Source organism: Streptomyces violens, from assembly GCF_000717745.1.
GTDB classification, from domain to species: Bacteria; Actinomycetota; Actinomycetes; order Streptomycetales; family Streptomycetaceae; genus Streptomyces; species Streptomyces violens.
Window position 1 is genome coordinate 223,757 of sequence record NZ_JOBH01000006.1, and the last position, 18,758, is coordinate 242,514.

Here is an 18,758-nt window from a genome sequence, read left to right on the forward strand (position 1 = left end):
ACCGGTGCCGCGGACTTCCCGCCGACGAGGCGTATCCCTTCTCCGAAGGAGACACCCGTGCCGACAACCGAAGTGCCCGGTACCCGCGCCGCCCCGGCCCCGTCCGCCGGGGAGTCCCGGGCCAAGGCCTGGGGTTTCACCGGCCTCCTGATGCTGCTGTACATCGTGAACTGGGCCGACAAGGCCGTGTTCGGCCTGGTGGCCCAGCCGCTCGCCGAGGAGCTGCACCTCAACTCCTCGCAGATCGGTCTGATCGGCAGCTCGTTCTTCCTGACCTTCACCGTCGGCAATCTGGTCGCGGGCCTGCTCAACCGCTGGACGGCCCTGAAGTGGTCGCTCGCGCTGCTCGCGGTCGGCTGGTCGATCGCCATGCTCCCGCTGGTCGTCTCCGCCACCTTCACCGTCCTGCTGCTGAGCCGGATGCTGCTCGGCTTCCTGGAAGGGCCGTCGGGCCCGATCATCCACACGGCGCTCTACTCCTGGCACCCGCGCGAGAAGCGCGGCCTTCCCTCGGCCTGCATCACGGCGTGCGCCTCGATCGCCAAGATCGCGGTCGCCCCCGCACTGGCGGTCGTGGTCGCCGCTTATGGGTGGCGCACCGCCTTCGTGGTCCTCGCCGCCGCGGGCCTGGTCTGGCTGGTCATCTGGCTCCCGACCTGGACGCCCGGTCCGTACGGTGAGGACAAGGCCGCCAAGGCGACCGGGGCCGCCGACGAGCCCGCCGTCCCGTGGGCCAAGGTGCTCCTGTCGCCCACGTTCCTCGGGGCCGCGCTCGCGGTGATGTCGATGTACGCCCTGGTGACCGTGGTGCTGACCTGGCTGCCGTCGTACTTCGAAATGGGCCTGGGCTACAGCCGCGTGCAGGCCGGCACCATGTTCGGCTTCCCCAGCATCGCGTCGATCGTGGTCATGTTCGGGCTGTCCTGGATCGGCGACCGGCTGATCGGGCGCGGCGCCACCTCGCGCGTCCTGCGGGGCATCGTCCCCTCGGTGGCTCTGATCGTGTGCGGCGCCACGATGGCGCTGCTGCCGAGCATCGGCACACCGGCCGCCGCGGTGGCGGTCGTCTCGATCGGCTACGCGTTCGGCGCCAGCATCTTCCCGCTGTTCAACGCCGGCCTGGCGGAGATCGTTCCGCCGCGCCAACTCGCCAGTACGCTCGGCATCTTCATGGCCCTGATGTCCCTCGGCGGCGTCTACGGCCCGTACCTCACGGGCTGGATCGTCGACCAGGCCGCCAACCCCGCCGTCGGCTACGGACGGGCCTTCCAGATCTTCGGGGCCATGGTGCTCGTGGGTGGACTCGCGGCGCTCCTCGGCGTCAACCCCGAACGGGACGCGGCCCGCCTGCGCGGAACGGACCGGACCCCGGCCCCGAAGGGCCTCCGCTGAACGACCGGGAAGGGATGGGGATTCCATGTACCCAGGTGCCCATGCCGCACGAGACCCGCACCGCCCCGCCGTCATCATGGCCGCGTCCGGCGACCGGCTGACCTACGCGGAGCTGGACGAACGTTCCATCCGGCTGGCCCATGTGCTGCGCGCGGCGGGCCTGCGCCGCGGCGATGTGGTCGCCCTGCTCACCGACAACTCGATCCACGCGTACGAGGTGTACTGGGCGGCGGCCCGCTCCGGTCTGTACATCACCCTCGTCAACAACCACCTCAGCGCGTCCGAAGTCGCCTACATCGTGAATGACTCCGCGGCCGCCGCGCTCGTGGTGTCGCACGCACTGGCCGGCCTGGCGGCGGCGCTGCGGGACGAGACGCCCGCGGTCCGCGTCCGGCTGGCCTACGGCGGCCCGGTCGAGGGGTACGAGGACTACGGGGCCGAGCTGGCCGCCGCGTCGCTCCGGCCGCCCACCGACCAGCCCAGGGGCGCCGATCTGCTCTACTCCTCGGGCACCACCGGCCGGCCCAAGGGCATCCGCCCCGAACTCCCGGACCGCGAGGTGGGGGAGCCCGGTGACACACTCGTCGAGATCCTGCAGGCGGTGTACGGCTTCGACCGGGAGACGGTCTATCTGTCCCCGGCGCCGGTGTACCACGCGGCCCCACTCCGGTGGGGCGCGTCAGTGCACGCGCTCGGCGGCACCGTCGTGATGATGGAGCGCTTCGACGCCGAGGGCGCGCTCCGGGCGATCGAGCGCTACGGCGTGACGCACAGCCAGTGGGTGCCGACCATGTTCCTCCGGATGCTGCGGCTGCCGGAGAAGGCCCGCACCGCGTACGACTTGTCCCGTCATCGGGTGGCGGTACACGCCGCCGCGCCGTGCCCGCCGGACGTCAAGCGCGCGATGATCGACTGGTGGGGGCCGGTCCTGTACGAGTACTACGCCTCGACCGAGGGCGTCGGCATGACGCTCATCAAGTCCGAGGAGTGGCTGACCAAACCGGGCTCGGTGGGGCGGGCCCTGCTGGGCGAGGTGCGCGTCTGCGACGACGAGGGCCGGCTGCTGCCCGCCGGCCGGACCGGAACCATCTACTTCGCGCGCGAGGAGCGGCAGTTCGAGTACCTGGGCGACCCGGAGAAGACCAGGGACGCGCACCACCCGGACCACCCGGGCTGGGCCACCACGGGCGACATCGGCCATGTCGACGAGGACGGCTATCTGTTCCTCACCGACCGCAAGGCATTCATGATCATCTCGGGCGGGGTGAACATCTACCCGCAGGAGGTGGAGGCCACGCTCGCGCTCCATCCCGACATCGCGGACGTCGCGGTGATCGGCGTGCCGGACGAGGAGATGGGGGAGGCGGTCAAGGCGGTCGTCCAGCCGTCGCCGGACGCCCGTCCCGGTCCGGAACTGGAGCGGAGACTGATCGACTACGTACGGTCCCGCATCGCGCACTACAAGGCGCCGCGCAGTGTCGACTTCGTCGACGAGCTGCCCCGCACACCTACTGGCAAGCTGGTCAAGGGCAAACTCAAGGCGCGGTACGCGAAGGCTCCCGGAGGTGGCGTGTGAGTTCGGCCGAGCCGGCGGGGATCGACCCGGTCGCGGTGAGCCGGTGGCTGGCGACCCATGTGCCGGGCGCCGCCCCGCCGTTCACCTTCTCGCCGGTCTCCGGCGGCCGCTCCAATCTCACCTACCGTGTCACCGATGGCGCGGGGGCCGTACGCGCCCTGCGGCGCCCGCCGACGGGCGGGGTGCTCGGCACCGCCCACGACATGAGCCGGGAGTGGCGGTTCCTCACCGCACTCGCCCCGGCCGGCATGCCCGTGCCGCAGCCCCTCGCGTACTGCGACGACCCGGCGGTCACCGGAGCCGAGTTCTATGTCATGGCCTTCATCGACGGAGCGGTGCCGGCCGACCAGGAGGCCGTAACGACCTGGTCGCCGCAGGTCCGCCGGCGGGCGGGCGAAGAGCTCGTCGAGGTACTGGCCGCGCTGCACCGCCTCGACCCCGACGACGTCGGCCTCGGCGGCATCGCGCGGCGCGACGGCTATGTCGAGCGGCAGCTGCGCCGGTGGCAACGGCAGGTCCACCAGTCCGGTGCGCCCGATCTGGCCCTGCTCGACGAGGTGCACGACGCGCTCCTCGCGCACGTACCCGCGCAGCGCGGCGGGATCGTGCACGGCGACTACCGGCCGGGCAACCTGTCCTTCGCGGCGGACGGCACCGTACTCGCCGTCTTCGACTGGGAGCTGGCCACCCTGGGCGACCCGCTCGCCGACCTGGGCTGGCTCCTCTCCACCTGGGAGGAACCGGGGGACAAGGTCCCGCCGACCACCCCGGGCCCCAGCGCGGCACCGGGCTTCCCCACCCGCGCCGAGCTCCTCGACCGTTACGCACGCCTCTCCGGCCGCGAGGTCTCCGACATCCCGTACTACGTCGCCTTCGCCCGCTGGCGCTCGGCGTGCATCGGCGCCGGGGTGCGCGCACGGTACCTGGCGGGGGTGATGGCCGACGACGGCTATGCGGACGAACTCCGGGCACAACAGGGGGTCCACCAGGGCGAGATCGCCTACGAGGCGGTACGGGAACTCGGCCTTCTCTGATGCACCGTCAGGGGCGGCCCCGCGCCGCCCCGCGCCGTGCCAGCAGCTCGACCGGGATGTCCGTGACCCGGGTGCGGAGGTACTCGCCCACGGCCTTGCCCACCTGGTCGGCGCGGAGGTTGCTGGAGCCGCCGGTGCCGAGCAGGCCGCGCAGTACGAAGTGGACCGCGTGCAGATGCGGGAACTCATGGCGGACGATCTCCAGCTCCTTCGCCTCGGGCACCATCCGCCGCAGCTCGTCGGTGCTCAGCGCCGACCGCAGCCACGGCCACGCCTCCGGATCGGCCGTCCAGATGCCGACATTGCTGTTGCCGCCCTTGTCGCCGCTCCGGGCGTGGGCGATCCGGCCCAGCGGGGCACGCTCGGTACGGGTCCGCGGATACGGAGCGGGCTCCGCGTGCACCGGCTGCTCCGCCGGCTCCTGGGTGACGGCGGGCGGCGCGACTGCGAGGCGACGCCCGTCCGCCAGCACGACCTGGTGCTCGACGGCCGCCATGGGCAGCAGCCCGGGCCAGTACTCGATGCGCGGCTGTGGCCCGGTGACGCGCTGAGCACCGGTGTCGTAGTAGAAGCCCGGGACGCTGCACAGGAACAGACCGCCGATCCGCCCGGCGAAATTGGGGTACTCCAGTGGTTCCCGCTCCCGGGCGGTGGCCATGATGCGGACCGGTACGGTCGCCTCCCACTGGCTCTGCGGATCGGCCGCGAGGGTACCGATCATGCTGACGTCCAGCTCGTCCACGCCGGGCCCGGCCACCTGGTCCCGGATCTGGGTACGCAGCAGCTCGAACTTCTCCTCGATGTCCAGCCCGGTCAGATACACCGTCATCACGATCTGGTGGCCGATCGGGGCGAAGAGCGCGACCTTGGTGGTGGGCGGCGGCGGAGAACCGGCCGTACCGGAGACCCGCACCCGGTCGGGGCCCTCCTGGCTTAGCCGAACGGTGTCCAGGTGGACGGTCACATCGGGGTTGAGGTAGCGCGGCCCCTGGATCTCGTACACGAGCTGGGCGGTGACGGTGTCCACGGTGACCGCGCCGGGATCGCGCCCGTGCTTGGTGATCACACTGCTGCCGTCGGCCGCGACCTCGGCGATCGGGAAGCCCGGCCGGTGCGCGCCGGGGATCTCGGTGAAGCCGGAGAAGTTGCCGCCCACGGCGTGCGGCCCGCACTCGATGATGTGCCCGGCGACCACGGCCCCGGCCAGCCGGTCCCAGTCCTCGGTGCCCCACTCGTGCCACCAGGCCGCCGGGCCGGCCGTCAGCGAGGCGTCGGTGACCCGGCCACAGACCACGATGTCGGCGCCCTCCCGCAGCGCTGTGGCGATGCCTCGGCCGCCGAGGTACGCATGGGCGCTGATCGGCTCGGCGTCCCAGGCGGACAGCGGCTCACCGGTATCCAGATTCTCGAACTCGTGCCCAGCAGCCCGGAGTTCCCCCAGCCTGGGCTGAAGGTTGTCGCCCTCGACATGGGCCACCCGGAGCGGCACACCCGCCTCCGCGATGGCCTCGCGCAGGGCGTGCGCCAGCGCCTCCGGGTTGAAAGCGCCGGCGTTGGTCACGACCTTCAGGCCGCGCTCGGCGAGGGCAGCGAGGTGCGGGCGGATCTGGCGGAGGAAGTAGGTGATGTAACCCTTCGACGGGTCCTTCGTGTACAGGGGCGACATCGACGCCAGGGTGATCTCGGCGAGGTAGTCGCCCATCAGCACATCCACCGGGTCACCGGCCATGGCCTCGTCGAAGGCGCTGTAACGGTCGCCGTAGTATCCGGAGAAGTTCGCGATGCGGACCGGCCGTTGGTTCATGTCCTTCATTCCCCTCCCTCTCCCTTGCCAGGAAACCGATGAATGAACGATCGTTCAGGTACGAGAATGGCGGGTGCGGCGGAGGGTGGCAAGCCCCGCGGCGGGGAGACCTCCGGCGGGGCGGAGACGCGTAGACTGACCGACGTTCGTTCAGGCGTAAGGAGGGCACCGGTGCGAGGTGCAGGCCAGCAGGCCATTCTGGAGGCCGCCCGGCACGAGTTCGCGGAGCGCGGGTACGCCGCCGCGTCGATCCGGGACATCGCCCGGCGAGCCGGTGTGAGCCTGTCGGCGATGTACCACTACTACACCGGCAAGCAGGAGCTGCTGCACGCGCTGGTGAACGACAGCGGCCAGGCGTACTTCGAATCCTGCCGCAAGGAGTTGGAGGCGGCCGGGGACGACCCGGGCGAGCGGCTGGCCGCCCTGGTGCGGGCCACCGTGCGGTACCGCGCGGAGTACCGACTGGAGAGCAGCCTGACGCTCACCGAGTGGCGCAGCATGTCCGAGGCACAGCTGGAGGACTTCCAGCGCCGCCAGTTCGACGGCTCCCGGATGTTCCAGCAGATCGTCGAGGACGGGGTGGACCAGGGAGTCTTCCGCACCCCGCACCCCGACGACGCGCGGCGCGGGGTGATCGCGATGTGCAACGCGATCGCGCAGTGGTACCGCGAGGGCGGCGAGCTGAGCGTGGACGAACTGGCCGAGCGTTATGTGGAGCTGGCGCTCGTGCTCGTGGAGTACCGCCCGGCGGGGCGCCGCCCGCGCCACCCCGCCTGACGGGCCCTCAGCAGTCGCGACTCACGACATCTCCTCGGGGCGGGTGGGCCACGGCGGTACGACGTCGAGGTGGTCGGCGATGCGCGCGGGGAACTTCGGCGGCCGCTTCTCCAGGAACGAGGTGACGCCCTCGGCCGCGTCCGGGCCCTGCCCGAGCCGGTTCATCGCCCGCGAGTCCAGCCGGTGCGCCTCCCACGGCGTCGAGGCGCCGAGCATCGACCACAGCAGTTGCCGGGCGAGCGCGACCGACACGGCGGAGGTGTTCTCCGCGATCTCGGCGGCGATCCCGTACGCGGTCGGCAGCAGCTCGGCATCCGGTACGACCCGCGAGACGAGCCGGCCGGAGAGCGCCTCCGACGCGTCGAAGACCCGACCGGTGGCCACCCACTCCATCGCCTGCGAGATCCCGACGATCCGGGGCAGGAACCAGCTGGACGCGGCCTCCGGCACGATCCCGCGGCGGGCGAAGACGAACCCGAACCGGGCCGATTCCGAGGCGATGCGGATGTCCGCCGGGAGTGTCATCGTGGCCCCGACGCCGACCGCTGGCCCGTTGAAGGCCACGATCACCGGCTTGAGCGAGGCCGCGATCCGCAGTGACACGCAGCCGCCGCCGTCGCGCGGCGCCCCGCCGACCGTACCGAAGTCGGCGCGCTCGGCGGCCCGTTGGGGGTCGCGGTGGTCGAAGGTCGCGGCCCCGCCCTGCAGATCGGCGCCCGCGCAGAAGCCCCGCCCGGCACCGGTGAGTACCACCGCACGTACGGCGTCATCGGTGTCGGTGGCGTCCAGTGCGGCGATCAGCTCGGCGGCCATCGTGGTGGTGAACGCGTTGAGCCGCTCCGGGCGGTTCAGTGTGATCGTGGCGATGTTGTCGGTGACGGTGTAGCTGATCTGCCTGTAATCGATCTGGGTGTTGTCGGTCATTTGACGGCCCACTCTCCCGTGAACTCCGGTTCCCGCTTCTCGTTGAAGGCCGCGATGGCCGCCGGCGCGTCCGCGGTCGCGAAGTTGACCGTCTGCGCGCGTGCCTCGCTCGCCAGCGCGTCCCGCATCGTCCGGTCGGCCCCCTCATTGAGCAGCGCCTTGTTCTGCGCCAGCGCCACCGGCGGCCCGGCGGCCAGCCGCTCGCCGAGATCGGTGACGAACTTGTCCAGCTCGTCCGGCTCGACCAGCCAGGTCACCAGGCCCAGCCGGTGCGCTTCGTCCGCTTCGATCATCTCGGCCAGCAGCGCCAGCCGTTTGGCCTGCTGCAGCCCCACCAGCTTGGGCAGCAGCCAGGAGCCGCCGAAGTCCAGCGACAGACCGCGGCGCGCGAAGATCTGCGAGAACCGGGACTGCGGGGTGGCGACCACGAAGTCGCAGCCCAGAGCGAGGTTCCAGCCCGCTCCGACCGCCACGCCGTCGACCTGGGCCACGGTCGGTACGGGCAGCTCGTGCAGCCGTAGCGCGATCTCGTTGATCCGGTGCATCCGGGACAGCGGATGCGCTTCGGCGCGCCGGCCGGCGAGGTCGGCCCCGGCGCAGAACGCCCCGCCGGCCCCGGCCAGCACGACCGCGCGCACGTCCGGATCGTTGCCCGCCGCGGTCAGCGCCTCGCCCAGCGCGTTCCATAGCTCGTCGTTGATGGCGTTCTTGCGGCGCGGACGGTTCAGGGTCAGCGTCAGGACGCCACCGGCGCGGTCGGTCAGCAGTACGGGCTCGTCGTCGCTCATGGCGTCAGGCCCAGCCTTTCTTACGACGGTGGAGGAAGTGGTGGGAGCCGGTGGTTAGGGCGTGTCCGATGGGTCTCCGCGGCGTCGCGACGCCTGGCACGCACGCTCGCGGCGTTGTCGTCAGTCGCCGACGCTCCGCGTCGACTCCCTCCTCCGCCTTGCGATCGCACGCACCAGACGCCGCTCCTTTTTCCACGGCGACCCATCGGACACGCCCTAAGCCATGGCCTTGAGCCGTTCCAGGTCGGCCAGGCGGCGCGCCGGATCGGGCGATACCGGGTTGACCTTGAGGGTGGTGACACCGGCGGCCCGGTAGGCGGCGAGGCGTTCGGCGATGTAGGAGGCGGGGCCGATCAGCGAGATGTCCCGCAGCAGATCGGCGGGTACCGCGGCCGCGGCCTCCTCCTTGCGGCCGGCCAGATAGAGATCCTGGATCTTGGTCGCCTCGGCCTCGTAGCCGTAACGGCGCGCGAGGTTGTTGTAGAAGTTCTTGCCGCGCGCACCCATCCCGCCGATGTAGAGCGCGAGTTGGGGCCGGGCCAGGTCGATCAGGTCGTCGACGTCCTCGCCGATGGCCAGCGGTGCCTGCGCCACGATGTCCAGTGGCCCGAGCGCCGGGTCCCGCCGGGCAGCGCCCTCGGCCAGCGACGGCCCCCAGACCTCGCCCGCCTTCTCCGGGTGGAAGAAGATGGGCAGCCAGCCCTCGGCGATCTCCGCGGTCAGCGCCACGTTCTTCGGCCCGATCGCGGCGAGGATGACCGGGACCCGGTCACGCACCGGATGGTTGATGAGCTTGAGCGGCTTGCCCAGCCCAGTACCCCGCTCGGCCGGGAGGGGAATCTGGTAGTGCTTGCCTTCGTGGACGACCTTCTCGCGGCGCCAGACCTGCCGGCAGATGTCGACGATCTCCCGGGTGCGCGCCAGCGGAGCGTCGTACGGCAGGCCGTGGAACCCCTCGATCACCTGCGGCCCCGAGGCGCCGATCCCGAGCGTGAACCGGCCGTCGGAGACATAGTCCAGGCCGGCCGCGGTCATCGCGGTCAGGCTGGGCGTCCGGGTGTAGATCTGGAGGATGCCGGAGGCGATCTCCAGGCGCTCGGTGCGCGCGGCGATGAAGCCGAGCTGGCTGATCGCGTCGTAGGAGTACGCCTCCGGGACGAAGACGATGTCCAGTCCGGCCTTCTCGTAGTCGCCGAGCACCTCGACGGTCTCCTTGAAACCGCCGCTGTAGCTCAGCATCATGCCGATTCTCATGCCTGCCTCCGGGTGTCCTGGGCCGCCGGGCCTGCCGCTTGCGCGTGCCGGGCGCGCAGCTCGTTCTTGAGGATCTTGCCTGCCGCGGAAACGGGGAGGGCCGGGACGAAGTGCAGTTCGCGCACCCGTTGGTACGGGGCGACCCGCTCGGCCACGTACGCCATCAGCTCCTCGGCGGTGGCCGCGGCGCCGTCGCGCAGCACCACATAGGCGGCGGGGATCTCGCCCGCTTCCTGATGCGGCACACCGATCACCGACGCGGCGGCGACCGCGGGATGACCGGCGAGGATGTCCTCCAGATGCAAGGGGTACACGTTGTAGCCCTTGTAGATCAGCATGTCCTTCGCGCGGCCGGAAAGGAAGAGGTGGCCCCGGTCGTCCAGGTGGCCGGTATCGCCGGTGCGCAGCCAGCCGTCGCGGAACTGATCGGCCGTCAGGTCGGGCCGGCCGTGGTAGCCGTCGGTGATCTGCGGTCCACGCGCCCATACTTCACCGGTCTCGCCGGCCGGCAGTTCACGCTCCAAGTCGGTGAGATCACGGATCGACAGTTCGGTGTCCGGCAGGGGGAGGCCGACGGAGCCGGGCGGGATGCCCGCATCGCTGTCCAGTGGGTGCAGCACGAGCGCCACCGTTGCCTCGGTGAGGCCGTACCCCTCGGTGATCCGGGCGTTGGGGAACAGCTCGGCCAGGCGCCGCCAGGTATCCGGATCGATGGGCGCGGCACCGGAGTTGACGACGGATACGGACTCCATCCGCCGCCCGGCGGCCGCCGACGAGGCCAGCAGCGCCCGGTACATCGTGGGGGAGCCGTTGAGCAGGGTGACCTGGTGCGCGTCCACATCGTCGAGGAAGCGTTCGGGATCGAAGCGGGAGGAGAGGACGGTGGTCGTACCGACCAGGGTGTTGGCGACCATGCTCGCCAGCCCCAGTGCGTGGAAGAGCGGTGCCACCGCGAGCGTGACCCCGGTACCGGGCGGCCGGTGCCAGGGCGTGGCCCGTTCCTTGTCCTGCTCGGCGCCGAGCACCCCGTCGACGAGCACCGTACGGGAGGCCGCACGGACCCAGCTCACCTGCGTGACATTGGCGACCAGATTGCGGTGCAACACCCGCACCGCCTTGGAACGGCCCGTCGTCCCGCCCGTGTACGAGAGGTGCGCCAGATCGTCCGGGCGGCGCGGGACGCGTTCCGCGATGCCGTACTGCAACAGGGCCTCGGCGGCCATGACGGTCCCGCCCGACGGTGCGGGCGCGGTCGCTTCGGGGCCGGGGACGATCACCGCGCGGGCCCCGGAGTCCTCGATCTGGGTGGCGAGCGCCGCGGCGGGCTGCGCGGGGTTGGCGGGGCTGACCACCGCACCGGCGTACAGCGTGCCCCAGTAGGCGACCGGGAACCACAGGGTGTTGGGGAGCAGCAGCAGTACGGTGTCACCGGGCCCGATGCCGTACTCGCGCAGGCCCCGGGCGAAGCGCAGCGCGTGGTCGTGGAGTCCGGCGAAGGTGAGGGTCCGCTCGCCGTCGCGCACCGCGACGCGCTGCGGGTAGTGGTGCGCGGCACCGGCGAGGACGGCACCGGCGTCGACGGACGGGTAGTCCAGGGCGGTACGGGTCATGCGATGACTCCTCGCTCGGTCAGTCTGTCGAGCTGAGCAACCGTCAGGCCCGCACCGGCCAGCACACTCCGGGTGTCCTCGCCCGCCTTGGGCGCGGCGCCGGGGGCGGTTGCCGGGGTGGCGGAGAACCGGGGCGCCGGGGCGGGGCGCAGTGGACCGTCCCCGTCGAGGAACGTGCCGCGGGCCGCGTTGTGCGGGTGCGCCGCGGCCTCGGTCAGGGAGAGGACGGGCGTGACACACGCCTGGGTACCGGCGAAGTGCACGGCCCACTCGTCCCGGGTGCGGGTCGCGAAGATTCCGGCGAACCGCTGCCGTACGACGGGCCAGCTCTCCTGCGCGCGCTGCGTGCCGCACTCGGGGTCGTCCGCCAGGCCCAGTCCGCGTACCAGATCGGCGTAGAACTGCGGCTCGATCGCGCCGACCGCGATGTGGTTGCCGTCCGCGCAGCGGTAGGTGGTGTAGAACGGCGCGCAGCCGCTGAAGACGTTGACGCCGCGTTCCTCCTGCCACATCCCGTGGGCGAGGAACCCATGGGTCATGGCGAGCAGCAGGGCGCTGCCGTCGGTCATGGCCGCGTCCACCACCTGGCCACTGCCGGTGGCGCGGGCGTGCAGCAGCGCGCTGACCACGCCGAGCGCCAGCAGCATCCCGCCGCCGCCGAAGTCGCCGATCAGGTTGAGCGGGGGTACTGGGTCGCTGCCGGCCGGGCCGATCGCGTGCAGTACTCCGGTGAGCCCGATGTAGTTGATGTCGTGACCGGGGGACTGGGAGAGCGGACCGTCCTGGCCCCAGCCGGTCATCCGCCCGTACACCAGACGCGGGTTACGGGCCAGACACTCCTCCGGGCCCAGCCCCAGCCGCTCGGCGACGCCCGGCCGGAACCCCTCGATCAGGGCGTCGGCGGAGTCGGCCAGGCGTAGTACGGCCGCGGCACCCTCGGGGGCCTTGAGGTCGACGGTCACCGAGCGCCGGCCGCGCAGCAGGACCGTGTCGGCGGCGCTGACGCGCGCGCCGGGCCGCTCGATCCGAATCACCTCGGCACCGAGTCCGGTGAGCACCATCCCGGCGAACGGGCCCGGGCCGATGCCGCCGAGCTCGATGATCCGGACCCCGGCGAGCGGCCCGCCGGCCGGGTCCGGCGAGTCTCGCGCATCCTGCGCGTCTTGCGCTGCGGACATCAGCGGCCGGTCCAGCGCGGGGCGCGCTTCTCGGCGAAGGCGCGCGGGCCCTCCTTGGCGTCCTCGGAGACGAAGACCGGCTCCACCAGGGCCTTCTGGCGCTCCTTGGCCTCGGCGGCCGGCCAGACGGTGGAGCCCACGACGACCTCCTTGCTGACCCGGACCGCGAGCGGGCCGTTGGCCGCGATGGCGGCGGCGAGGTCGCGGGCGCCGTCCAGCGCGCCGCCGGGCTCGGCGAGCCGGTTGACCAGGCCGTAGCCGTGGGCCCGGTGGGCGTCGAGGAAGGCGCCGGTCAGGGCCAGTTCCATGGCGATCTGGTACGGCAGGCGCTGCGGCAGCCGCAGCAGTCCGCCGGCCGCGGCGACCAGACCACGCTTGACCTCGGGCAGGCCGAACTGCGCGTTGTCGGCGGCCACGATCAGGTCGCAGGCGAGGGCCAGTTCACAGCCGCCGGCCAGCGCGTACCCCTCGACCGCCGCGATCAGGGGCTTACGGGGCGGCGCGTCGGTGAGGCCGGCGAAGCCGCGCCCCTCGATGCTGGGACGCTCGCCCTTGAGGAACGCCTTGAGGTCCATCCCGGCGCAGAAGGTGCCGCCGGCGCCGGTGAGGATGCCGACGGCCAGGTCGTCGCGGGCGTCCAGCTCGTCGATCGCGGCGGCGACACCCTCGGCGACGCTGAGATTGACGGCGTTGCGGGCCTCGGGGCGGTTGATCGTGATGACGGCGATGCCGTCGGAGAATTCGGTATGGACCGCATCGGTCATCGGTGGCTCCGTACGGGGTCGGCGGCCGCGAACGGCCGGTGCGGGGCGCTTTCTTCGGGGCCGGTCTGGACGATGCGGGCTCTTACTTGGGGGCCATCCGGATGGCCCCGTCGAGGCGGATGACCTCGCCGTTGAGCATCGGGTTGTCGACGATGTGCGCGACCAGCGAGGCGTACTCGTCCGGGGTGCCGAGGCGCGACGGGTGCGGCACCTGCTTGCCCAGCGAGTCGCGCAGCTCCTGCGGGGCACGGCCGAGCAGCGGGGTGTCGAACAGGCCCGGCGCGATCGTCGTCACGCGGACCTGACGGTTCGCCAGGTCGCGGGCGATCGGCAGGGTCATGCCGACGACACCGCCCTTGGAAGCGGAGTACGCGGCCTGGCCGATCTGGCCGTCGAACGCGGCCACCGACGCGGTGTTGACGATGACGCCCCGGTCGCCGTCCAGCGGCTCGTTGCCGACCATCTTCGCCGCGGCCAGCCGGATCACGTTGAAGGTGCCGATCAGATTGACCGTGACCACCTTGGTGAACCGCTCCAGGTCGAACGGGCCTTCCTTGCCGACCGTACGGGCCGATCCGCCGATACCGGCGCAGTTGACGGTCACCCGCAGCGGCGCCGGCCTCGACGCGGCCTCCACCGCGCGCAGTACGTCCGCCTCGTTGCTGACGTCACCGGCGACGAACACGGCCCGCTCGCCCAGCTCCTTGGCCACCGCCTCGCCGTCGGAGGTCGGCAGGTCGAGCAGCACCACATGGGCGCCCGAGGCCAGCAGTTTCTTTGCCGTGGCCAGGCCGAGGCCGGAGGCCCCACCGGTGACAAGAGCGGAAACACCATCGGTGCGCATGAGAGAACCCCATTTCCTTCCCTGCGGCGGACTGCCTCTGCTAACTTAACGATCGTTCGGCAACTGCCGCCCACAGGCAACCACAGCCCTATGGCGGTGTCAACGGAAAGGACAGCCGTGGCACTTGAGATCAGCGGCACCGTGCAGTGGCAGGCGTGGCAGGACCGTGTCCTGCCGCCGGTCGAGCGGGTACGCGAGGGGCTGTGGTCCATTCCCGTACCCATCCCGGACAACCCGCTGCGCTACGTCCTGGTGTACGCGCTCGAAGCCGGCGACGGTGTCGTGCTCATCGACGCCGGATGGGACGCCGAGGTCTCCTGGCAGGCCCTCAACGACGGCCTGGCCGGGCTGGGGACCACCGTCGAGAACGTCAAGGCCGTCCTCGTCACCCACAGCCACCCCGACCACCTCGGCCTGGCCGGCCGGGTGCGCGAGGCGTCGGGCGCGTATGTCGCCCTGCATGCCCTGGACGCGACCCTCATGGGCGCGGATGCCGAAACCCGGGACAAGTGGCACAGCAGCCTCCTGCAGTACCTGACCGTGCACGGGGTGCCCGACGCCGAGGCCGCCGCCACGGTGGACGGCATGAACAGCGACCTGCTGTTCCGGGCCGCCCGCCCGGACGTGCTGTTGCAGGACGGCGAGCGGATCGAGCTGCCGGGGCTGGACCTGCGAGTGGTGTGGACCCCGGGGCACAGCCCCGGCCACTCCTGCTTCTACGAGCCCGACCGGCGGCTGCTGTTCTCCGGCGACCATGTGCTGCCCCGGATCACCCCGGCGGTCGGCGTGTACACCCAGAGCCCCGGCGACCCGCTGGCCGACTTCCTGCTCTCGCTGGAGCGGCTGGAGCGGTTCGACGTCGAGGAGGTGCTCCCGGCGCACGAGTACCGCTTCCGCCGACTGGACGAGCGGCTGGCCCAGATGGCGAGGCACCACACCGAGCGGCTGGCGGAGACGCTCGCCGCGGTGCGGGCGGCGTCCGGCGCCACCGGGTGGGAGCTGGCGGCCCGGTTGAAGTGGTCGCGGCCCTGGACCGCCTTCGGCGTGCAGCAGCGGCGGTTCGCGCTGGGGGAGACGCTGGCGCATCTGAAGCTGCTGGAGGCGAGGGGCGAAGTATCCGAGGCCGCCGGGGCCGGGGACGGGACCGCTCGTTGGTACCCGACTCGTTGACATCGCCGCGGTCCGATTGGAAGAGTGCACCTCTGTCGTACGAGTCGAACGACCGTTTAGCTGAGAGGCGCTGAGCGTGATCAAGGCCGAGTTCACCCAGCCGCTGCCGCCGCCCGCGCCCGCGGGTGTCTCGCTCCCGGAGCTGCTCGATCTGGAGACCGTGGATCGCGACCTGTACCGCGGGAACGTCGTCTTCGACGAGCCGTTCGCGCTCTTCGGCGGGCAGGTCGCCGCGCAGGCGCTGATGGCGGCGGGCCGCACCGTCGGCCCGGACCGGGCACCGCACTCGATGCACGGCTACTTCCTGCGCGCCGGGGACTCCGGCCGTCCGACCGTGTTCCGCGTCGAACGGGACCGGGACGGCCGCTCGTACTCCGCGCGCCGGGTGGTCGCCCTGCAGGACGGCGAGGTCATCTTCAGCATGTCCACGTCCTTCCACATCACCGAGGCGGGCCGGGACCTCCAGGCGACGCCGGTACCGGACGCGCCCCCGCCGGACACGCTGCCGACCGGGACGATGCCGCGGCTGGCCTCCTTCGAGGCCCGCCAGCCGCAGCAGCCCTACCCCGAGGCGTCCTGGCCGACCCGGTTCTGGGCGCGCTGCACCGCGGACCTCGGGGACGACCCGCTGCTGCACACCGCCGCGCTGACCTATCTCTCCGACGTCCTCAGCGGCCTCGCGCCGCTGCGGGACGAGAGCTGGACCCCGATGAGCAGCCTGGACCACGCGGTGTGGTTCCACCGCCCGGTACGGCTCGACGACTGGGTGCTGCTCGACCTCGTACCGCATACGACGGGTGGCGGGCGCGGCTGGTACACCGGCACGGTCAGCAGCGCCGACGGCGTCCTGCGGGCCAGCCTCACCCAGGAGCAGCTGTACCGGCAGCGCCGCACCCCACAGGAGAAGCGCGTCTCGGAGTGACTCGGAACCGCACCTCACCGGAGACGGCGAGGGAGAGGGAGGCCGAATGCAGGCACACGACAACGACGCCGTGTCCGCCGCCCGACGGATGTCGTACGGGTCCCAACTGGCCCGCTGCGCAAGGAAGGTCCCCGACCGCGTAGCGATGCAGCACGGCACGCGCGCACTCACCTTCACGGAGCTGGACGAGCGGGTCAGCCGGCTGGCGAACGCGCTCAGCGCCCGCGGGGTCGAGCGCGGCAGCCGCGTCGCGGTCGTCATGCACAACCGGATCGAGGCCGCCGAGAGCTATCTGGCCGCGGTCCGGCTCGGGGCGATCGCGGTACCGGTGAACTTCCGGCTGGTCGCCGCCGAGATCGCGTACATCCTCGCCGACTGCGGCGCCACCGCGCTGCTGGCCGACGAGCGGCTGGCCGCCACCTGCTCGGAGGCGGCGCGCGATGTCGAGGGGCCGAGCGCCGTGCTCGTCACCGGGGACCCGGCCGCGTACGGTCCGGACGCCGAGCCGTACGAGGCCGTACTCGCCGCCGCCCCGCCGCAGGACCCCGGTATCGACGTACCCGAGAACGATCCGGCGTTCCTCATGTACACCTCCGGCACCACCGGCCGCCCCAAGGGCGCAGTGCTCACCCACCTTAACCTGGTCATGGCCGCCTTCACGGTGCTCTCGGCGACCGGCGGTGTCCGGCGCGAGCCCGATGTCTCGCTGCTCGGGGTGCCGATGTTCCACATCGCCGGGCTGGGCGTGACCCTGCGCGGGCTGCTCGACGGCGGCCGGCTGGTCATCGACGCGTCGACGGCGTTCGATCCGGCGGCCTTCGTCGACCTGCTGGAGAAGGAGCGGATCACCAGCTGCTTCCTCGTACCGAGCCAGTGGCAGGCGGTCTGCGCAGTACCCGGGCTCAAGGACCGCGACCTGGCGCTGCGCACGCTGCTGTGGGGCGCGTCGGTCGCACCACCGTCCGTACTGGAGTCGCTGCAGGAGTGTTTCCCGGCGGCGCCCGCCTACAGTGCGTTCGGGCAGACGGAGATGAGCCCGACCACGACGATGCTGCGCGCCGAGGACGCCGTGCGGAAGATGGGCTCGGTCGGCACCCCGCTGCCGGGCATCGAGGTGCGAATCGTCGACGAGGAGATGCGCGATGTCCCGGTCGGGGAGGTCGGCGAGATCGTCTACCGCGGGCCGACGACGATGCTCGGGTACTGGAACAAACCGGCGGAGACCGCGGCCGCGTTCGCGGGCGGCTGGTTCCACTCCGGCGACCTGTGCCGGATGGACGAGGAGGGCTTCATCTATGTCGTCGACCGCAAGAAGGACATGATCATCTCGGGCGGGGAGAACATCTACTGTGCGGAGGTCGAAGCCGCCATCGACGCGCACCCCGGCGTCGCCGAGGTCGCGGTGATCGGCGTCGATCACCCCAAGTGGGTACAGACACCGCGCGCGGTGGTCGTCCCGGCCGACCCCGCGAACCCACCGGCCGAGAAGGAGCTCATCGACCACTGCCGCTCCAGACTCGCCTCGTACAAGAAGCCGACCTCGGTGGTCTTCGTGAACGCCATGCCGCGCAACGCGAGCGGAAAGATACAGAAATTCCGGCTGCGGGAGCGGTATGGGACGGAGACGGTTGACGTCCACGAATGAGGGTGCGTCACGCGCCCCATCAGGGGCGCGGGGAACTGCGCGAGCGGCCACGACGGTGCCGCGGCCGGTCGCCGGGGGGTGGGCCCACCCCGGGCCCGGAGGCCACGCCCCGAGCTCGGGGACGCTCCCGAGCTCGGGCAGGTGCCGCGCCGCGTCGGCTGAGCGCGCAGTTCCCCGCGCCCCTGACCCGCGCCCGCCCCCGTGAGGGCTCGGCTCAGACGTCCGTGAAGCGCGGCGCCCGCTTCTCGAAGCGAGCCGCCACCGCCTCCGCCTGGTTGGCGCTCCCGATCAGCGCGCCGATCTCCTTCTGCTCCTCGGCGAAACCAGTGCCGAGATCCGTGCGGCCGCCCAGGTCGAGCAGTCGTTTCGCCGCGCGGACCGCGTGCGGGCTGTGCTGGGCGATCTGCCCGGCCAGCGCGAGCGCGTCGGCCAGTGGGTCGGGCGCGGTGCGGGTGGCGAGGCCGATGCGGGCGGCCTCTTCGCCGCCGACGATCCGGGCGGTCAGGGTCAGCTCCTTCGCCACGTCCCGGCCGACGAGCTCCGGCAGCAGCTGAGTACCCGTCATATCCGGTACCAGCCCCCACGCCACCTCGAACACACTGAGCCTGGCGTCCGGCGCCACGATCCGGATGTCGGCGCCGAGCGCGATCTGCAGGCCACCGCCGAGCGCGTTGCCGCGCAGCGCGGCGATCACCGGTACGGGTAGCTCGGCCCACACATACGCCGCACGCTGCCCGGCGGCCTGCGCCGGCCCGTCCGACGGCGGGAGCTGCGCGAGGGCGGAGAGCCGCTGCCCGTCCCGCATCGCCCGGAACGAGGTGAAGTCCAGACCGGCGCAGAAGTCCGGGCCCTCGCCCGACAGCACCACCACCCGCACACCGGGCTCGCTCTTCAGCCGCTCGCCGGTCGTCACGAGCGCCTCGAACATCGCCGGATCGAGCGCGTTGCGTTTCTCGGGCCGGTTCAGCCGGACATCGGCGATTCCGTCGGCCAGCGTGACGGTCACCCGCTCGGACGTGTCGGACGTGCTTGCCATCCGCTTCCTCCCTCTTCCCTCGGCGTTGAGGACGCTGCCA

The 18,758-nt window shown here is 71.8% G+C and carries 16 protein-coding genes; 7 read left to right on the plus strand and 9 right to left on the minus strand.

The annotated features are described in order from the left end of the window. Nucleotides 1-57 precede the first annotated feature (57 nt). Genes IF04_RS0113475 through IF04_RS0113485 form a run of 3 tightly spaced genes read left to right on the plus strand, consistent with a single transcriptional unit; the run spans nucleotide 58 to nucleotide 4,002 of the window. The gene (locus IF04_RS0113475) at nucleotides 58-1,392 is read left to right on the plus strand and encodes an MFS transporter (protein ID WP_211259801.1); all 1,335 of its coding nucleotides are present in this window, start codon (nucleotides 58-60) and stop codon (nucleotides 1,390-1,392) included. 25 nt (nucleotides 1,393-1,417) lie between these two features. Then, entirely contained in the window at nucleotides 1,418-2,968 is a 1,551-nt protein-coding gene (locus tag IF04_RS0113480) for an acyl-CoA synthetase (protein ID WP_030255473.1), read from the plus strand. Beyond that, on the plus strand, nucleotides 2,965-4,002 hold the full coding sequence (locus tag IF04_RS0113485) for a phosphotransferase family protein (protein WP_030255476.1): 1,038 nt from the start codon (nucleotides 2,965-2,967) through the stop codon (nucleotides 4,000-4,002). The genes IF04_RS0113480 and IF04_RS0113485 overlap by 4 nt, the downstream gene beginning before the upstream one ends. 7 nt (nucleotides 4,003-4,009) lie before the next feature. On the opposite strand, the gene IF04_RS0113490 is transcribed toward IF04_RS0113485, so the two are convergent. After that, nucleotides 4,010-5,806, minus strand: a complete 1,797-nt coding sequence (locus tag IF04_RS0113490) for an acyclic terpene utilization AtuA family protein (protein ID WP_030255479.1) — start codon at nucleotides 5,804-5,806, stop codon at nucleotides 4,010-4,012. 171 nt (nucleotides 5,807-5,977) lie between these two features. Here IF04_RS0113490 and IF04_RS0113495 point away from each other — a divergent pair, with 171 nt between their 5' ends. Then, nucleotides 5,978-6,583, plus strand: coding sequence for a TetR/AcrR family transcriptional regulator (locus tag IF04_RS0113495; RefSeq protein ID WP_037959291.1), 606 nt, complete (start codon nucleotides 5,978-5,980; stop codon nucleotides 6,581-6,583). A gap of 21 nt (nucleotides 6,584-6,604) precedes the next feature. On the opposite strand, the gene IF04_RS0113500 is transcribed toward IF04_RS0113495, so the two are convergent. The 7 genes from IF04_RS0113500 to IF04_RS0113530 all read right to left on the minus strand — a co-directional run bounded on the left by IF04_RS0113500 (nucleotide 6,605) and on the right by IF04_RS0113530 (nucleotide 13,945). Beyond that, nucleotides 6,605-7,507: a crotonase/enoyl-CoA hydratase family protein gene (locus tag IF04_RS0113500; RefSeq protein WP_030255486.1), complete on the minus strand. Its 903-nt coding sequence runs from the start codon at nucleotides 7,505-7,507 to the stop codon at nucleotides 6,605-6,607. Continuing rightward, nucleotides 7,504-8,295, minus strand: coding sequence for an enoyl-CoA hydratase/isomerase family protein (locus IF04_RS0113505; RefSeq protein ID WP_030255490.1), 792 nt, complete (start codon nucleotides 8,293-8,295; stop codon nucleotides 7,504-7,506). The genes IF04_RS0113500 and IF04_RS0113505 overlap by 4 nt, the downstream gene beginning before the upstream one ends. A gap of 216 nt (nucleotides 8,296-8,511) precedes the next feature. Next, the gene (locus tag IF04_RS0113510) at nucleotides 8,512-9,549 is read right to left on the minus strand and encodes an LLM class F420-dependent oxidoreductase (RefSeq protein WP_030255499.1); all 1,038 of its coding nucleotides are present in this window, start codon (nucleotides 9,547-9,549) and stop codon (nucleotides 8,512-8,514) included. Then, nucleotides 9,546-11,159 (minus strand): class I adenylate-forming enzyme family protein, encoded by a 1,614-nt coding sequence (locus tag IF04_RS0113515; protein ID WP_030255502.1) that lies wholly within the window; start codon nucleotides 11,157-11,159, stop codon nucleotides 9,546-9,548. The genes IF04_RS0113510 and IF04_RS0113515 overlap by 4 nt, the downstream gene beginning before the upstream one ends. Further along, entirely contained in the window at nucleotides 11,156-12,337 is a 1,182-nt protein-coding gene (locus IF04_RS0113520) for a CaiB/BaiF CoA transferase family protein (protein ID WP_030255506.1), read from the minus strand. Before IF04_RS0113520 ends, IF04_RS0113515 begins: the two co-directional genes overlap by 4 nt. Continuing rightward, a complete protein-coding gene (locus IF04_RS0113525) occupies nucleotides 12,337-13,101 on the minus strand; it encodes a crotonase/enoyl-CoA hydratase family protein (protein ID WP_030255508.1) in 765 nt (254 codons plus the stop codon). The genes IF04_RS0113520 and IF04_RS0113525 overlap by 1 nt, the downstream gene beginning before the upstream one ends. A gap of 82 nt (nucleotides 13,102-13,183) precedes the next feature. Beyond that, nucleotides 13,184-13,945 (minus strand): 3-hydroxyacyl-CoA dehydrogenase, encoded by a 762-nt coding sequence (locus IF04_RS0113530; RefSeq protein WP_030255511.1) that lies wholly within the window; start codon nucleotides 13,943-13,945, stop codon nucleotides 13,184-13,186. Between the two features lie 117 nt (nucleotides 13,946-14,062). Here IF04_RS0113530 and IF04_RS0113535 point away from each other — a divergent pair, with 117 nt between their 5' ends. The 3 genes from IF04_RS0113535 to IF04_RS0113545 all read left to right on the plus strand — a co-directional run bounded on the left by IF04_RS0113535 (nucleotide 14,063) and on the right by IF04_RS0113545 (nucleotide 17,682). Then, nucleotides 14,063-15,115, plus strand: a complete 1,053-nt coding sequence (locus tag IF04_RS0113535; RefSeq protein WP_211259802.1) for an MBL fold metallo-hydrolase — start codon at nucleotides 14,063-14,065, stop codon at nucleotides 15,113-15,115. A 76-nt stretch (nucleotides 15,116-15,191) separates the two neighbouring features. Continuing rightward, the gene (locus IF04_RS0113540; protein WP_245654391.1) at nucleotides 15,192-16,037 is read left to right on the plus strand and encodes an acyl-CoA thioesterase; all 846 of its coding nucleotides are present in this window, start codon (nucleotides 15,192-15,194) and stop codon (nucleotides 16,035-16,037) included. Nucleotides 16,038-16,083: 46 nt separating this feature from the next. Continuing rightward, nucleotides 16,084-17,682: a long-chain-fatty-acid--CoA ligase gene (locus IF04_RS0113545; RefSeq protein WP_051831211.1), complete on the plus strand. Its 1,599-nt coding sequence runs from the start codon at nucleotides 16,084-16,086 to the stop codon at nucleotides 17,680-17,682. A gap of 214 nt (nucleotides 17,683-17,896) precedes the next feature. On the opposite strand, the gene IF04_RS0113550 is transcribed toward IF04_RS0113545, so the two are convergent. Beyond that, complete coding sequence (locus tag IF04_RS0113550; protein WP_030255524.1) at nucleotides 17,897-18,718, minus strand: crotonase/enoyl-CoA hydratase family protein; 822 nt, start codon at nucleotides 18,716-18,718, stop codon at nucleotides 17,897-17,899. Nucleotides 18,719-18,758 lie beyond the last annotated feature (40 nt).

Excerpts from the sequence above, each read along its gene's own strand:
- IF04_RS0113480 (WP_030255473.1), top strand. The coding sequence starts at position 1,418 with ATGTACCCAGGTGCCCATGCCGCACGAGACCCGCACCGCCCCGCCGTC.
- IF04_RS0113490 (WP_030255479.1), bottom strand. The coding sequence starts at position 5,806 with ATGAACCAACGGCCGGTCCGCATCGCGAACTTCTCCGGATACTACGGC.
- IF04_RS0113500 (WP_030255486.1), bottom strand. The coding sequence starts at position 7,507 with ATGACCGACAACACCCAGATCGATTACAGGCAGATCAGCTACACCGTC.
- IF04_RS0113505 (WP_030255490.1), bottom strand. The coding sequence starts at position 8,295 with ATGAGCGACGACGAGCCCGTACTGCTGACCGACCGCGCCGGTGGCGTC.
- IF04_RS0113510 (WP_030255499.1), bottom strand. The coding sequence starts at position 9,549 with ATGAGAATCGGCATGATGCTGAGCTACAGCGGCGGTTTCAAGGAGACC.
- IF04_RS0113515 (WP_030255502.1), bottom strand. The coding sequence starts at position 11,159 with ATGACCCGTACCGCCCTGGACTACCCGTCCGTCGACGCCGGTGCCGTC.
- IF04_RS0113520 (WP_030255506.1), bottom strand. The coding sequence starts at position 12,337 with ATGTCCGCAGCGCAAGACGCGCAGGATGCGCGAGACTCGCCGGACCCG.
- IF04_RS0113525 (WP_030255508.1), bottom strand. The coding sequence starts at position 13,101 with ATGACCGATGCGGTCCATACCGAATTCTCCGACGGCATCGCCGTCATC.
- IF04_RS0113530 (WP_030255511.1), bottom strand. The coding sequence starts at position 13,945 with ATGCGCACCGATGGTGTTTCCGCTCTTGTCACCGGTGGGGCCTCCGGC.
- IF04_RS0113545 (WP_051831211.1), top strand. The coding sequence starts at position 16,084 with ATGCAGGCACACGACAACGACGCCGTGTCCGCCGCCCGACGGATGTCG.
- IF04_RS0113550 (WP_030255524.1), bottom strand. The coding sequence starts at position 18,718 with ATGGCAAGCACGTCCGACACGTCCGAGCGGGTGACCGTCACGCTGGCC.